Here is a 13704-nt window from a genome sequence, read left to right on the forward strand (position 1 = left end):
CTGACCCACTTTGGGCTGGATTCACCGAAGTAATAATGACCCACCTGGATCAGTCGGGTTTACGGTTCTGGCGGATGACGCCCGCCTTGCGTTTGTCCTTGAGTCGGTAGCTTTCTCCGGTCAGGGTGAGGATGTGGGCATGGTGCAGGAGACGATCCAGCATGGCGGCGGTCAGTGTGGCGTCGCCGCTGAAGGCATCGGCCCACTGGGTGAACGGCAGGTTCGAGGTCAGGATCATCGAGCCCTTCTCGTACCGCTTGGCCACCACCTGGAAGAACAGGTTGGCCTCCTCACGACCGAACGGCTGGTAGCCGATCTCGTCGATCACCAGCAGTCGCGGGGCCAGGATGGCGCGGTTGAGGTAGGCCTTCAGCCGTCCCTGTCGCTGGGCCGCACCCAGTTGCAGCATCAGATCGGCCGCAGTGATGAAACGGGTCTTGATGCCGCTCTGCGCCGCCCGATAGCCCAGAGCGATGGCCAGATGCGTCTTGCCGACTCCCGAGGGGCCGATCAGCACGATGTTCTCGGTGCGCTCGACGAATGCCAGCCCTGCCAACTCATGCAGCAGCGCCCTGGGCACGCCGGGACTGAAGCCGAAGTCGTACTCCTCCAGCGTCTTGATCGCCGGAAAGCAGGCCATCCGCGTCAGCAGTTCGCGGCTACGCTGCTGGCGAAAGCCCTGCTCATGGCGCAGCAACTGCTCCAGGAAATCGCTGAAGCTCAGCTCCTCCCGGACCGCCTGCTGGGCCAGCACCGGGTAGTGATCGGCGACGCGTTCGAGCTTGAGAGCCTGACACAGCTCGGCAATGCGCTCGTGTTGCAGGTTCATGCGCAGGCCTCCCGGATCGACTCGTAGACCGACAGGGGATGCTGCAAGGACTCATGGGGGATGGGCCGTGGTCGGTCGCCCAGCAACGCTGCCCACTCCTGCCGCAGGGCCTGCGGCAAGGGCGTCAACAGCCCGCGCTCCCGACGCCAGCGATCAATGGGGCGTTCACCGAGCGTGGCATGCATGCGCACGTTGGCGACCTCGGCAAGCCACTCGCCGACCAGTCGGTTGGCCGTTCCGCTGTCCACCAGCAGGCCGGCGGCATTCACCCGGCTATGCAGCGGGTTGTAGAAGCTTTCGCGCAGGTAGCGGTTGAAGCGTTCGACTTTGCCCTTGGTGCGTGCCCGATAGGGGCGGCACAGGCGGATCCGGAAGCCCAGGTCGTCGGCCATCTGGAGCAGGCCCGGATGGAAGCGGTGGCTGCCGTCGCCATAGGCATCGCGCTCCAGGACGACGGTCTTCATATTGTCGAACAGCACCTCCTGCGGGACTCCACCGAAGTAGTCGAAGGCCAGCAGCAGCGAGTTGTGCTCCGACTCGAAGGACTCGTCCGGCACGAAGTGGACATAGGTCATCCGGCTGTAACCCATCGTGGCCACGAAGGCCGACAGCGGTGATTTGGCGCGGCGGAAGACCACGAAGTCGGCCTGCATCTGTTTGCCGGGCTCGGTCTCGAAGCGTACTACCGGGCCATCGTCGAGCCTGGCCGGCTTGAGCTTGGCCAGCCAGGCGCGCAGCTGGGAAGCGCCGCCCTGATAGCCCTGCTCGCGGATTTCGCGCAGCAGCACGGTGGCTGGCAGCCAGAGCGGATGCGCCTGCCTGACCCGCTCGCGCAGGTAGTCGTGGAAGGGGTCGAGCTTGGTGGGCCTGGGTTCCCGCGGCGAGTAACGCGAGACGGAAGGCTCCTTGAGGTAACGCCGGACGGTGTTGCGGGACACGCCCAGCGTCTTGGCGATCTGCCGAATGCTGTGCCCTTGACGGGCCAATACTCTGATCTCCACTGCTTGCTCCTGGGTCAACATGGGCGGCCTCGAAAAGGCCGCGACGGTAGCCCAGGTGGGTCAGTTTTACTTCGCTGGGGTGGGGATGCGGCGGAAATCTTGGACTACCTGGAGGTAGTTCATGTATTCATACGAAGACCGTATCCGAGCGGTCAAGCTCTACATCAAACTGGGCAAGCGAACCGGGGCAACTATTCGTCAGTTGGGCTACCCGACGAAGAACTCTTTGAAGAGCTGGCACGCAGAGTATGAGCGATGCCTCGACCTGCCGCGTTGCTACGAGAACTCGAAGTCGAAGTACTCACCGGCCCAAAGGGAAAAGGCTGTCGAGCACTATCTCGAATACGGTCGCAACATCGCCGCTACCATCAAGGCGTTGGGCTACCCCGCGCGGGATTCTTTGCGTGCCTGGATTTACGAAATGCACCCCGAGTTGCATACGCGTGTTGTCAGTCGATCAGACGGGTTAGCCCGGCCGCCAGCGGTGAAGCAGGCAGCGGTCATCGCGCTGTGCACGCGAAAAGAAAGTGCGAAAGCCCTGGCTCAAAAGCTGGGCGTGTGCAGGCCGACCTTGTACAACTGGAAAAACCAGCTACTCGGCCCAGAGGTATCCCCATCCATGAAGTGTCGACTTGAACCCTCATCGTCACCGGAACGAGAGGAGTTGCAGCGGCAACTCGAATCTCTCCAGCTCGATGTTCGCCGTTTGCAGCTTGAACATGACCTGTTGATGAGGGCGAATGAACTCATAAAAAAAGAGACGGGCATCAACCGGCAAGTCCTGACCAATCGGGAGAAGACATTGCTGGCTGATGCCCTTAGGCATAGGTACTCCTTGCTAGAGCTGCTTGACGCGTTGGGCTTGGCCCGAAGCTCCTATTTCTATCATCGAGCCCGAATGCAGGTCGCGGAAAAGTACACCGAAGTGCGTCGTGCCATGGCGGACATATTCGAGCGCAATCATCGTTGCTATGGCTACCGTCGGATGCGAGCTTCGTTGAGCAGGCAGCGTGTGCGCCTTTCAGAGAAGGTGGTGCAGCGCTTGATGAAGCAGGAGTGCCTAGTCGTCGCCAAGCCGAAACGGCGTCGATACGGTTCCTACCTCGGGGAGATCAGTCCGGCGCCGGAAAACCTCCTCAACCGCGACTTCACGGCCCTAGCTCCGAATGAGAAATGGCTGACCGACATCTCGGAGTTCCAGATCCCGGCAGGCAAGGTGTACCTGTCCCCCATGATCGACTGCTTCGATGGGAAGGTAATCAGTTGGTCGATCGGCACGCGTCCCGACGCCGAGCTTGTGAACACGATGCTGGATGCAGCTATCGAAACGGTGGCCAGTAACGATAAACGGCCTGTTGTTCACTCCGATCGTGGCGCTCACTACCGCTGGCCCGGCTGGTTATCGCGCATCGCTGATGCGAAGCTGATTCGTTCGATGTCGCGCAAAGGCTGCTCACCAGACAACGCGGCTTGTGAAGGTTTCTTCGGCCGACTGAAAACGGAACTGTTCTATCCTCGCAACTGGCAGTCAACGAGCATCGAGCAGTTCATTCAGGCCTTGGATTCATACATTCGCTGGTACAACGAAAAACGTATAAAGATTTCCCTCGGCGCGCTCAGTCCCATTGAGTATCGTGAAAGCCTGGGCTTAGCGGCATAACCAGTCCAAGTTTTTGTCCGCATCCCCGGTGGGTCAGTTTTACATCGGCGCTAACATGGAAGCGGCCTGCTACTCGCCGGTTCGCGGGTAATCATAGAGGTTGGTCCGGCTGATGCCGAACTCAGGAGCCAGGGCGGCCTTCGGATCATGGGCCTCGGCGTGACAGCACAGCGCAGCGAACCTGGTTTCGCTACGGGCATTCTTCCAGTCTCGGCAGGCGTCACATCGCTTGGCCAAGTCGGCTCCCTCGCGCTGCCGCTCGCGGAACACCACGCGTTCTAAGATCAGTGATTTTCATCCCCCCTGACCATTCAGTTGAGTTCAGCTCGACCACGCCCCACCTGTAGAGGTGCATCTGGACAGGGCTGTCTCAGGCAGACTGCTCGCTTTGAATAAGCTCCATGCGAATGCGGGAAAACAGGTCGTCAATGTTGAGAGTTTCGTCCTGTAGCAGGTAGCAGCTAGCTAGGATCGTCAGAGGATGAACCCCCATGGCAGATGCAATCTCATGCACCTTCTCGACCGTAGGGCTCTTGAGCCCACGCTCAAGCGTGCTCAGGTAGGTTCGACTGCTGACGTTCGAGAAAGCCTCTTGTGGGAGCCCTTTGCTCAGCCTGTGTCGCTTCAGGGCGATACCGAGTGCCTGTTTCAGTTCCATTTGCTGCTCTCGCAAAAGGAACGATAAGGCCCCATTGAACACTATAGAGCTACAATCTATAGTGTTCATTTTGTGAGGCGAAGGCCATGTTTGTGACATACCGCCAGGCAGAAATGCCTCTGGGAAGGCTTTTTGGGGATGAAAACTCTCTCCATTGGCGCTATGTGGAGCTATCTCTCAGGTGCCCCTGGTTCTACACCACCATCGGGTATGTAGCCGGTGACGAGAGCTTCACCAAGACGTTGCTGATCCCATCCCCACCAGAGCTTGAGCGGCTGCTCAGCGAGCAGCACGATCGCATGTGGGTTGAAGAGGTGATGCTAGTCAGCCCCGGATACATGAATGGCAGTGATGGCTGGAAAATGGAGCGTCTACAGGAGCTGCGTGTAGATATTGACGATAGAGATGGGTACTCAAATTACGTCCACGTGATCGAGGGTGGCCATTGCTATATAGAAGGGACATGCTCTGATTTGTCTCAGCTGCGAACTGAGCGCGCTATTTTCTCAGCTGCCGAGGCCACGCAGCTGATAAGGAGCTGAGTCCTGTCACGAGTGCGCTCGACTGTCGGCCTGAGCGGTGGGAGCTGCGAACAGCGCTCTGCCGCCGCCCCCCTGCGGAAACCTCTGCTACGGAAGGATTGCAGCCATGCCGATCAATCTGCCGATCGAAGACTGGGACGGGGAGCCAGCCCTACGCCTCCCCGACGAAGTCCTGCAGCGGCTCGATCTCCAAGTAGGAGACTCGCTGTACTTGGTCGAGGCTTGGGTCGGTGACGGACCGCGCCTCGTCCTGTCGAAGACGCCACTGATCCCCGATCGGGTCGACGCACTGGTCGCCCAGTGGGAGCGCGAACTCGCCGAGGAGCAGGCTGAGTCTGCGCATGAGGAGTCGTCCAAGGATGAATAAGCTGATTCCAACAACCGAGGATTCCTCGGTTGTTGCCTCGACGAGAGGCCAAGGGGGCGCCGCTGAACCAGTTGGAAGGCCTAGGCTCAAGGCCTGCCCATGCTGAACGAAATCATCCCACTGATTCTGCGCGCCGGAGCGCTTATCGCCGCCGAGGCCAATCGCCCAGGAGGGCCGCGCGGGGAAGGAGACAAGGCCAACATTGACGTCGAAGTTGAGATCCAGCTGCGCAAGGGGCTGCTACGACTGCAGGCAGGTGACTTCTGGGGAGAGGAGACGGGGAGCGCACTGACGGGGGCACGCTATTGCTGGGTGGTGGATCCGAACGATGGCACTTCCGATTTTCTGGCAGGCCGACAAGGCTCGGCCATCTCCGTGGGGCTGCTTCGGGACTCCGAGCCAGTGCTGGGCGTTGTCTATGCGCCGATTTCTCCGCGTGGGCCGGACTGTATCAGCTGGGAGTCAGGCATGACTGGCCTTCTGCGTAATGGCATACAAAGTTCCCCCGACCTGTCTGCACGGCAACTCGACGCCGCTACGGTGGTATTCGTAAGCACAGCCGCCAACCAAAAACCGGAGCTGAATGCCGAACTTTGTTCACCCGCAGGCTTCAGCCCGATGCCCAGCATCGCTTATCGCCTCGCCAGGGTGGCCGCCGGCGACGGCATTGCGGGGATTTCGCTCTACCCCGTGTATCCGCACGACGTAGTCGCCGGCCATGCCCTCCTCAAGGCGGCTGGCGGCGACTTGCTTGATCAGGACGGCTACCCGATTATTTACGACGACCTGAGCAAACCTCTGTGCCGCTGCTGTTTCGGTGGCAATTTGGCTGCAAGTCAACTCCTGGCTTCACGCCCTTGGCGGCAGCGACTTTCGATCCCGTCTTGAGCACCTCATGCTCCCCAAAAATGGGAAAGCGGTCGTGCGTGTTTTAGCCGGCATCCGCCCGAAGCGAACGACGGCGAGGCTTTCAAATCGCCACCGCCGGCCTCAGGAAACGGGCTGGCAGCGCAGCTACATTCAGCTTGAGTGGCTGTAATCACTCAGTGACACTTATCGTCTCGGGACACAACCCCGCATGAGGTAGGCATGAAGCACAAGAACGTCTCTGACAAGCACGCCATGATCGCGAAATTCACGGAAGAGGCCCTCCGCTTGGGCGGCGGTGCTTCGGTCAACCAACGCCACTTCATAAAGGCAGCTCTTGCCCATGGCGAAACGATGGAGCCTGCGGGTCGCCTCTCAGGGGCCAACAGGGTATGCAGCGATGTCTGACCAGTCCAAGCAAGCAGCCGTCACCCCCAGCGCAGAGGCTTACCAAGCACTCCTCGATGAGCTGGAGGATCTCCGCATCGAGCGTATTGCGTGTGATCGTATAGGCACGGTTCCCCTCTCCGAGCTGTTATCCATTGAGGCAATGCGGACCCGCTTTCGTTGATGCTCCGGCAATCCAGGCTGGTCTCGATTTTTGGCCAGCGGTCATACTCGGAAGCCATCGCCGATATGGCCAGTACAATCAGCTCAATGCGGAGACAGGGCAATGAACATCAAGCTGATTCTTTCCGAGGAAGACCTAGCTACAGCCCTTGCCCGCATGGAGCAGCTGTGGGGTGCCGAGATTGGTACACCGGAGGGCAATGAGCTGGATGCTCTGGCGTCGCTGATCGAGAGGCACGAGGCCAAGCACTACCCGATGCCACCTGCAGATCCCATCGAGACCATCAACTAAATTCCGCATGGACCAGCGGAAGGTGACTCAGCCAGACCAGAAGTCATTCTGCGAGTCGAACAAGTGGCCAGCGGCCATGAATGGACTCGCATCCCGGCGGCGGCAACGTGCTCACCACGTAGACCCGACGCTCATCGCCGGCGGCCACCAGCAGGCCTTCGATGGCCTGGCCTTCCTCCAGATCGAACCAGTGCGAGACACCCGCTGGATCCTTCTCCATGAAGCGTTCCGCCACGATCCACACCTCCCGAGGATGGAAGCGCGCCCATTTTCCCGCTCTGATCGAGTCCACCCTCGCCCAGCCGGTCGCCGGCAGTTTTCCCTTCTGCTCCTGGCGCCGCCCCCAGGGCAGCCACTCCACCGAACCGTCGGCCTGCAGCACCGGCAGGGCCGCCTTCGGGTTGGGGAAGTAGACCCGCACCAGCTTGCTGCTTTCCGTGTAGCGTCCCGCCACCTCTACACATCCGCACATGCCGCACCTCCAGCTCTAGCGGTGATCAAGCCGCCCCGCCAGACTCGATGGCCCGCAGAATCCTTCGGACCTGCTGCGCCCCCGCCACCGTCACACAGCAACTCAGCGGGGTGACAACCCCCAGCGCCGCGTTGGGCCTAGCCAGCCAGTCGAGCGCGGTCGCGCGGTCTTCGAAGACCCGCTCGGCCAGGGCCTGCACCTCCCGAACTCGGGACTCGGTTTCGCGGTCCTCCATTACGGGGTCTCCTCCTCGCTCATAGCAATGTCCAGATTCTGCACATTGCTCTCAGGCGACGCCTCTGTTTGCTGTATATAAATACAGTATAATTGAGGCGATCACCATGAGTTTGACATCGCTCGGCCTGCTACGCACGCCCGTCCAGCGACGGCCCCTGTTCCTGAACCCGGAGGTCGCAGCCCCCCCCATCGCTCGCTGCGGACGACATCGAGGCACCCTGTCCCTGGACGAGCTGTGCATCAAGCCCGCCGGCCGCCCTTCTCTGCAGGGCTGAAGGGGCCTATCCATCGGTCAGGGACCGGCCCTGCCAGCGAAAACAAGTGCGCTGGCCCCAAAGCTTGACACCATCGGACCGGCCCTGCCCCGCTTATCGCTCCCAGTCACCAAACGGCGCATCGGCATCGATGTAGCGAGTCGCGGACTGCACGTCGCGCCAACCGACGTACTCCATCAGCGCCTTGCTGCTCCATCGGTTGCGGCTGGCCCAGGTGGCAAAGCCGCGGCGCAGCGAGTGACCGGTGTAACCCGCGCCGTCTACCCCACTGCGCAGCAAAGCCTGGCGCAACACGCGTGACACGCTGTTGGGGTTGAGGCCGTGTGCCGCCAGATGGCCCCAGCGATCAATCGCACGAAATACCGGCCCCTGTTTGACTCCACTGAGTTCGCGCCACTGCTCATATGCGGCCACCGGGCACAGGCGCTTGAGCGCAGGCACGCGCAACGAGCGGCCGCGGTTGGCGCGATCGCCCTTGCTGCTTGGCAGAAATATTTCCAGCCCCTGCCCTGGGCGCAGCCGAAGGTGCTCTACCTGCAGCCGACACAACTCGTCGGCGCGAAACGCCCGCCAAAAGCCGAGCAGGATCAGCGCCTGGTCACGCGCCGCACGTAGGCATATCGCCGGCCGCGCGCTGTTTAGCTCCTCGGTCAGCATGGCAATGCAGGTTTCCAGTTCCTGCAATGCCAGCGCCTCGGCCTGCTGCACTGGCTGCGGGTGCAGCGCCTGAATGCCGCGCAGGGTGTCGCGCACCCGCGCAGCCTTGGTCGGATCGGCGAAGCCGTGCTGACGGTGCCATTGCGCCAGTGCCGCCAGATGTGTGCGCAGCGTGCTGCCCGATAGTCGCGCGCCATAGGCGGCGAGGTAGCGCACCACGCTTTCGCTGGATGCCGGCAGCAGCCCACCCCACTCCCCTTCGAAGTGCTCGATGGCCTGCGCATAACGCCGTTGCGTGCTGGCGCGCCGCGCGGCCTGCAGATAGCGCTCGGCTAAATCGTCCACGCTGCCTCCTCGCGTACCGCGATTCAAGGCCCATTCACAGCGAAGAACCTATCACGTTCGAGAAACTGGGCTTCTTGAACGTCAGTTCATCCGAAAATCCTGCCACCAGGTTAACTCTGTACAGGTGTAATTCCATACTGTGTAAACCAGTACGAAATCGTCGGAGTAAGCCCATGGCTCGCGGCGGCATCAACAAGGTCCTCGTCCGGCGCGCCCGTGACGCCCTGCTCGCCCGCGGAGAGCGACCGAGCATCGATGCGGTGCGTACCGAACTGGGCAACACCGGCTCGAAAAGCACTATCCAGCGTTACCTGAAGGAGCTAGCGGCAGAGCAGAGGCCACCGCCCAGCGGCACCAGTTTGGACGAGGAGTTGCTCGCCTATATCAGCAGTCTAGCCGAGCGCTTGATAGCCCACGCCCAGGCGGCAGTCGCTCACGAGCGTGAACAGTTGACGCAGCAAGAGGCCCGCGCTACGCAGCAACGGCAGGTCGAGCAGGCTCGCTTCGAGCAGCTGCAGCAGACTCATACCCTGCTTAACAACGAGCGACGCGACGGCCTCGTCCGGGAGCAGGCCTTGAACTCCCGCCTGCACGAGGTCGACGCTGAGCGTCAGCGTCTGGCCGAGAATGAACGTGGCTTACAGCGCCTCCTTGAGGAGCGGGCGGCGCATATCCAGTCCCTAGAAGATAAGCATCGGCATGCCCGGGAAGCGCTAAACCATTATCGCCAGCAGCATCTGACGCAACGTGAGCAAGAAACACGCCGCGCCGAGGAGCAGTTGCATCAGCTGCAGCAAGAGCTGCGGCGGCTGCAAGGTCAGCTGCTGGCCAAGCAGGAGGAGCTCGGCCAGGTGTACCGTGAACTGGAGCGTTTGAATGCCGCGTTGCAGGCTCGTGGCCTCGAGTTGCGTACGCAGGGCGAACACCTGCTGCAGACGCAACGCTACGCGAAGCAGCTGGAAAGTGACCTGCAGGAGCAACGGGAGCGCCTTCACGCCGTGCAGATCGATGCGTCCGTGGCTCGAGAAAAAAGCCGGCGGTATGTACTCAAGCATCGCCAGGACCGCCGCGACCTGCGTAGCCACACGCAACAACTGGCGGCCCTGCATATGTTAATCCGCCAACTACGGGCAGAGCGCGAGAGTGCCGTTGATCCGCCGCCAGACGCTGGTTAGGCCGAGGAGCGGCGGCCAGCTGTGCGCAGCCCGCGCAAATCGAACTCCAGCTGAAAATCCTGATCGCCCTTCAGGGCCTTCTCCACGCACGTTGCCAGACGCCACGGTAGGAGTAATGCTGACTCGCTGCCCCCAGCCTGGCAAAGGCGCGTCAGGTGTAGCGAGTTGCGTTTGTGGACCAGATGCCACAGCCACATCAGGCAGCGATCATCCCAGCCATCGACCCAACGCTGTACAATCAAGAAATGTCCCAGGCGCCTAAACAAGGCTCTGTCTTTCATATAGCCCCATCTATGGGCAGGCCAGTTGTCCGGCGTCTCCTGAGGGGCTGCCTGGAACAGCCGAGTGAACAAATCGTACAGCGCCAGTGCTGCCAGGTGGCCATAGGGCGGCAGGCTGGTCAGGGCACAGTACGCTAGGAAATTCTTCCTAACCCAACACCGTAGCAAGCAGAACTGAGGCGACCGGCTACGCAGAATGATCAGCAAGTAGCCCAAACGCCTCCAGCTTGGACACCCGCACAGGCTCTCCATGGTTGACGGCGAGCACATCGGCAAGGGCTTTCCGCTCAGGCGCCATGTTAGCAAGCACTCATCGAATACCTGACTGGGGATGCCAGGATCCAGCGCCGTCCACAGGATGTCGTCGTGCACTCCCTGCAGGATCGGGCACAACGGATACAGTCGTTCCCACGTGGTGCTGCGCCATTTCACACCACGAAACAGTGCATTCCAGCGCTTGCGATACTCCGCCGGTATAGGTTCACCGGCCCCTACGGTGGGATCACTGCGAGCTTGCCAGGCTGCTAGCTCATAGCTGCGCACTGCACAGCCAACCGCCTTGGCCGCTTCAGCTGCGAGGATCCACTGCTGGGCAGTGCTTATGGTTGCCGGCAGTTCAATTTTCGTGGACATGACACCTCACCCTCCATGTACCCGCAACTACCGCAGTGTAGCGCTCATTGTGTCAACACCTGGACAAGGCTCGGTGAGACGACTCAGGAGGGTTATCACGCATGCGGAAGACATTTGCGAAATCTGATCAAAGAGCGATGCAGTAAGTCCTTGATCCTGCGGAAATAATTTTCTTCCATGAAAAAAAATTGTGAACTCGCTTAGAGCATAACGGGTCTCGGAGCCACGGCGACAGGCGCGCATAATGTGTCTACAGATCGCTAAGCGATGGTGAACCAGGTCATTAGCAGAGGGATAAGGTCATGAACAAGTGGCCCGTCAAGGCGTCTCTCAGCTGACCACCTAGCCTATTGCCGCGGGAGCCGTTGGCTTAAATGACGAAACCAGCTCTAGTGCTCGTGGGTTGGGATTCCCTCTATCGGTCAAGTCGGAGTGCGGAGCTCCTGTTTAGGCAGCTCGAGCTCCGGAACGGAAGCGAACATACGGGCATGCATTGAATGAGGAGGTCGAAGAATGCTCAACCTCACAGACTTCAAACGAGTGCTGCAGTCAGAACTGGAAATCGTGGAGCCCCAGCCGTTGGCTTCGGGAACCCATATTAAGTCTACTACCGTATTTCCTTCACGAAAGAACAACGCATCGCTGACTTGTGAAAGTCTGATTCAGATTCACGCTTGCCTGTACCTCGAGCAAGATCAGGAAACAGCAGCCTATCTTCCCCGCCCCTTTGTTTTATATAGCGAAAAATCAAAAATTCGCTTCATACCTGATGTGCTCGCGGTGAATGGCGAAGGCCTTTACAGCATTTATCTCTTGGTGCGACCCGATGCCCCTGCCTCCCCTATCCCGTACCGTGCTGAAATTCTCGAATCAGTATTTGACACAATACCAGTACGAATCGCACTACTGGATCTTACCCGATTTGCGTCGCGCGCCAAGATGCACAACCTGCAATATATGTATCACCAAGCCTACGCTGGAAGTCCCGAAGGTGGCGCTACAGTTGTGCATCTACTCATGGGCAGATTTTTTGGCCAGGCGACGATCGCAGCGCTCATCGCTCAAGGTGCACATCCCGCCGACGTGTCATTTGCCCTTTTTCACCACCTGATTGAGGCTGACCTAGAAAGGCCGCTTACCCCTAGGACTGTCTGCCGAGTCTGAATCATGCACGAGCCACTGAAGATCTCCCCGGGAGAGCGATACTCCTATCTCGGGGAAGTTTTTCAAGTTATAGAGGTGAAGGACAGTAGAGTTCAACTTCGCTCGATCAGGCCCAGCGGGCGAATCATGAACCCGAGCCTCGAACGACTGAGCCGTGCCCATCTAAAGGGCGACTTGATCAAGACGCAGGAGGCCCCATTCCCCTGCGAACCGACCAAAATCATGTGCGCCCTCTCCGAAAAGCATCGGCAGGTATTGAAAAGGCGGGTAACCTACGTGACGGCCTTAATCGACCAGTTAGGACCTCATTTACCGAAAAAAAAAGCGGAGGCAATTGCATCTAAAGTCGCGACTCAAATCGGCGATGTAAAACCACCCTGCTACACAGCTCTTTACGAGTGGGTGAAATCCTATAAGCAGCGCGCCGGAAACATTATTTCCCTCATACCAACAACTCACCGAGCACGCGGCTACCGACTGCTTAATCAGCCTGAAGAGGTTCAGAAAATAATTCGCTATCACATTGATACGGATTATTTAACCTGCCCCCCTCTAAGCAAGGCAGAAGTCATAGACAATATTCAAGGTGCGATCCATAGGACCAATGAAAACCGTGGAGCCCTGCACAAATTAACCTCCCCCTCACCCAGCACACTATACCGTATTCTTGCTGAGCTAGACTTCTACACCGTAGAAAAAGCCCAGCGAGGCACCAGAATCGCAAAGAGCCATCAAAAGTGGAGCATTAAGTACCAGAGAAATGTACGGATATTGGAGATTATTGAGGGCGATAGTCATCAGATTGATATTGAGGTAGTAGATTCCGAAGGCAACGTGCTGGGCCGCCCTTGGCTCACCAAGCTCTTAGATGTACGTACAGCCTGCGTCGCCGGCTGGGACATATCGCTAAACCCGCCCTCTATCGACAAAACAATTCGTGCAATCAAAGCATCCCTACACTGCGAAAACACCTATGGGGGGCTTGCAATCTCATATGTTTTTGATAATGGCCAAGAGTTCACGGCACAGAGATTAAAAGACATCATGAAGGAATTAGGCGCCGAGGTTAAATTCTGCAGAATTGGTAAGGCAGATGACAAACCCCACGTAGAGTCATCTTTCAAAACCTGGACGAAAGATATTGCACAGCGTTTGCCTGGCACCACCTTTTCCAATCCAGAAGCACGCGGTGACTACGATTCAGAGGCGAACGCTCAGATGACACTTGAGGATGTAAGGTCGGTGTATTCTGACTGGCTAGAAAACTACTACCATAAGCATTTTCACCACGGCTTAGGTATGGCACCTGAAGAAGCATGGAGTGAATGTGTGGCTGACGAAATAGCCATAAAAAAATATTCATTAGAGGACATCGACCGTTATTTCCTGAGCTTGGGTCATGCCACCCCAACCGCAAATGGGCATCTTACAATCAACAAGGTTAGTTGGACATCAGGAGCAGTTCCCTTCCTTGCACGACTTGAGCCAAAGCCTGAGTTCTTATGCGTCCTATATGACACTAGCGATCTGGGACGAGCTTGGGCATATCATCCAGCTTATCCTGAAAACATACAACCGCTGGATCCAGTAGATGCAGCCTACCAAGTTGGCATGACAATGAGCCTACACCAAATCATTTGCGACCGACTCACCGAAAAGAAAAATAAACTTTGCTATTT

At 58.7% G+C, this 13704-nt stretch carries 15 protein-coding genes and 1 pseudogene; 9 read left to right on the forward strand and 7 right to left on the reverse strand.

All coding sequences use genetic code 11. The annotated features are described in order from the left end of the window. Nucleotides 1–49: 49 nt before the first annotated feature. Entirely contained in the window at nt 50–829 is a 780-nt protein-coding gene (gene istB / locus RR51_RS26200) for an IS21-like element helper ATPase IstB (protein ID WP_039615183.1), read from the reverse strand. After that, complete coding sequence (gene istA / locus RR51_RS26205; protein ID WP_039615184.1) at nt 826–1851, reverse strand: IS21 family transposase; 1026 nt, start codon at nt 1849–1851, stop codon at nt 826–828. The genes istB and istA overlap by 4 nt, the downstream gene beginning before the upstream one ends. 100 nt (nt 1852–1951) lie before the next feature. Here istA and RR51_RS26210 point away from each other — a divergent pair, with 100 nt between their 5' ends. Beyond that, the gene (locus RR51_RS26210; protein ID WP_039615185.1) at nt 1952–3490 is read left to right on the forward strand and encodes an IS3 family transposase; all 1539 of its coding nucleotides are present in this window, start codon (nt 1952–1954) and stop codon (nt 3488–3490) included. Nucleotides 3491–3860: 370 nt separating this feature from the next. Here RR51_RS26210 and RR51_RS26215 read toward each other — a convergent pair whose 3' ends face one another. Beyond that, nucleotides 3861–4148: a helix-turn-helix domain-containing protein gene (locus RR51_RS26215; protein WP_039615203.1), complete on the reverse strand. Its 288-nt coding sequence runs from the start codon at nt 4146–4148 to the stop codon at nt 3861–3863. Nucleotides 4149–4234: 86 nt separating this feature from the next. Between RR51_RS26215 and RR51_RS26220 the strand changes: the two genes are divergently transcribed. From RR51_RS26220 to RR51_RS26240, 5 genes and pseudogenes are all read left to right on the forward strand, one after another. Then, nucleotides 4235–4690, forward strand: a complete 456-nt coding sequence (locus tag RR51_RS26220; protein ID WP_052261126.1) for a hypothetical protein — start codon at nt 4235–4237, stop codon at nt 4688–4690. 106 nt (nt 4691–4796) lie between these two features. Then, nucleotides 4797–5057, forward strand: a complete 261-nt coding sequence (locus RR51_RS26225) for a hypothetical protein (RefSeq protein ID WP_039615186.1) — start codon at nt 4797–4799, stop codon at nt 5055–5057. Nucleotides 5058–5156: 99 nt separating this feature from the next. Then, nucleotides 5157–5945, forward strand: a complete 789-nt coding sequence (locus RR51_RS26230; RefSeq protein WP_039615187.1) for an inositol monophosphatase family protein — start codon at nt 5157–5159, stop codon at nt 5943–5945. 201 nt (nt 5946–6146) lie between these two features. After that, complete coding sequence (locus RR51_RS26235) at nt 6147–6332, forward strand: hypothetical protein (protein ID WP_039615188.1); 186 nt, start codon at nt 6147–6149, stop codon at nt 6330–6332. Nucleotides 6333–6597: 265 nt separating this feature from the next. Beyond that, nucleotides 6598–6835 (forward strand): annotated as a pseudogene (locus RR51_RS26240) (helix-turn-helix domain-containing protein); the annotation flags it as partial. Here the strand turns inward: RR51_RS26240 and RR51_RS26245 are convergent. The 3 genes from RR51_RS26245 to RR51_RS26255 form a co-directional block, all read right to left on the reverse strand. After that, nucleotides 6830–7240 carry a hypothetical protein gene (locus RR51_RS26245; RefSeq protein ID WP_201775113.1) on the reverse strand — a complete coding sequence of 137 codons (411 nt, stop codon included), beginning with the start codon at nt 7238–7240 and terminating at the stop codon, nt 6830–6832. The pseudogene RR51_RS26240 and the gene RR51_RS26245 sit on opposite strands and share 6 nt — an antisense overlap. Nucleotides 7241–7283: 43 nt before the next feature. Further along, complete coding sequence (locus RR51_RS26250) at nt 7284–7493, reverse strand: MbcA/ParS/Xre antitoxin family protein (protein ID WP_052261128.1); 210 nt, start codon at nt 7491–7493, stop codon at nt 7284–7286. Nucleotides 7494–7863: 370 nt separating this feature from the next. Further along, nucleotides 7864–8772 carry a site-specific integrase gene (locus RR51_RS26255; protein ID WP_039615190.1) on the reverse strand — a complete coding sequence of 303 codons (909 nt, stop codon included), beginning with the start codon at nt 8770–8772 and terminating at the stop codon, nt 7864–7866. A gap of 173 nt (nt 8773–8945) precedes the next feature. Between RR51_RS26255 and RR51_RS26260 the strand changes: the two genes are divergently transcribed. Continuing rightward, nucleotides 8946–9947: a DNA-binding protein gene (locus tag RR51_RS26260; RefSeq protein ID WP_039615191.1), complete on the forward strand. Its 1002-nt coding sequence runs from the start codon at nt 8946–8948 to the stop codon at nt 9945–9947. On the opposite strand, the gene RR51_RS26265 is transcribed toward RR51_RS26260, so the two are convergent. Next, the gene (locus RR51_RS26265) at nt 9944–10861 is read right to left on the reverse strand and encodes a hypothetical protein (RefSeq protein ID WP_039615192.1); all 918 of its coding nucleotides are present in this window, start codon (nt 10859–10861) and stop codon (nt 9944–9946) included. The two genes, RR51_RS26260 and RR51_RS26265, sit on opposite strands and share 4 nt — an antisense overlap. Nucleotides 10862–11374: 513 nt before the next feature. Here RR51_RS26265 and RR51_RS26270 point away from each other — a divergent pair. Together RR51_RS26270 and RR51_RS29770 are read left to right on the forward strand one after the other, a co-directional pair. Next, nucleotides 11375–12025, forward strand: a complete 651-nt coding sequence (locus RR51_RS26270; protein WP_039615193.1) for a hypothetical protein — start codon at nt 11375–11377, stop codon at nt 12023–12025. Between the two features lie 3 nt (nt 12026–12028). After that, on the forward strand, nt 12029–13704 hold a 1676-nt coding region (locus RR51_RS29770; protein WP_082044767.1), incomplete at its 3' end, for a DDE-type integrase/transposase/recombinase.

The organism is Pseudomonas sp. C5pp (genome assembly GCF_000814065.1).
GTDB lineage: Bacteria > Pseudomonadota > Gammaproteobacteria > Pseudomonadales > Pseudomonadaceae > Aquipseudomonas > Aquipseudomonas asiatica.

Bases quoted from the DNA above. Each gene is read 5' to 3' on its own strand.
- istB (WP_039615183.1), bottom strand. From the start codon at position 829: ATGAACCTGCAACACGAGCGCATTGCCGAGCTGTGTCAGGCTCTCAAG.
- istA (WP_039615184.1), bottom strand. From the start codon at position 1,851: ATGTTGACCCAGGAGCAAGCAGTGGAGATCAGAGTATTGGCCCGTCAA.
- RR51_RS26210 (WP_039615185.1), top strand. From the start codon at position 1,952: ATGTATTCATACGAAGACCGTATCCGAGCGGTCAAGCTCTACATCAAA.
- RR51_RS26215 (WP_039615203.1), bottom strand. From the start codon at position 4,148: ATGGAACTGAAACAGGCACTCGGTATCGCCCTGAAGCGACACAGGCTG.
- RR51_RS26220 (WP_052261126.1), top strand. From the start codon at position 4,235: ATGTTTGTGACATACCGCCAGGCAGAAATGCCTCTGGGAAGGCTTTTT.
- RR51_RS26225 (WP_039615186.1), top strand. From the start codon at position 4,797: ATGCCGATCAATCTGCCGATCGAAGACTGGGACGGGGAGCCAGCCCTA.
- RR51_RS26230 (WP_039615187.1), top strand. From the start codon at position 5,157: ATGCTGAACGAAATCATCCCACTGATTCTGCGCGCCGGAGCGCTTATC.
- RR51_RS26235 (WP_039615188.1), top strand. From the start codon at position 6,147: ATGAAGCACAAGAACGTCTCTGACAAGCACGCCATGATCGCGAAATTC.
- RR51_RS26250 (WP_052261128.1), bottom strand. From the start codon at position 7,493: ATGGAGGACCGCGAAACCGAGTCCCGAGTTCGGGAGGTGCAGGCCCTG.
- RR51_RS26260 (WP_039615191.1), top strand. From the start codon at position 8,946: ATGGCTCGCGGCGGCATCAACAAGGTCCTCGTCCGGCGCGCCCGTGAC.
- RR51_RS26265 (WP_039615192.1), bottom strand. From the start codon at position 10,861: ATGTCCACGAAAATTGAACTGCCGGCAACCATAAGCACTGCCCAGCAG.
- RR51_RS26270 (WP_039615193.1), top strand. From the start codon at position 11,375: ATGCTCAACCTCACAGACTTCAAACGAGTGCTGCAGTCAGAACTGGAA.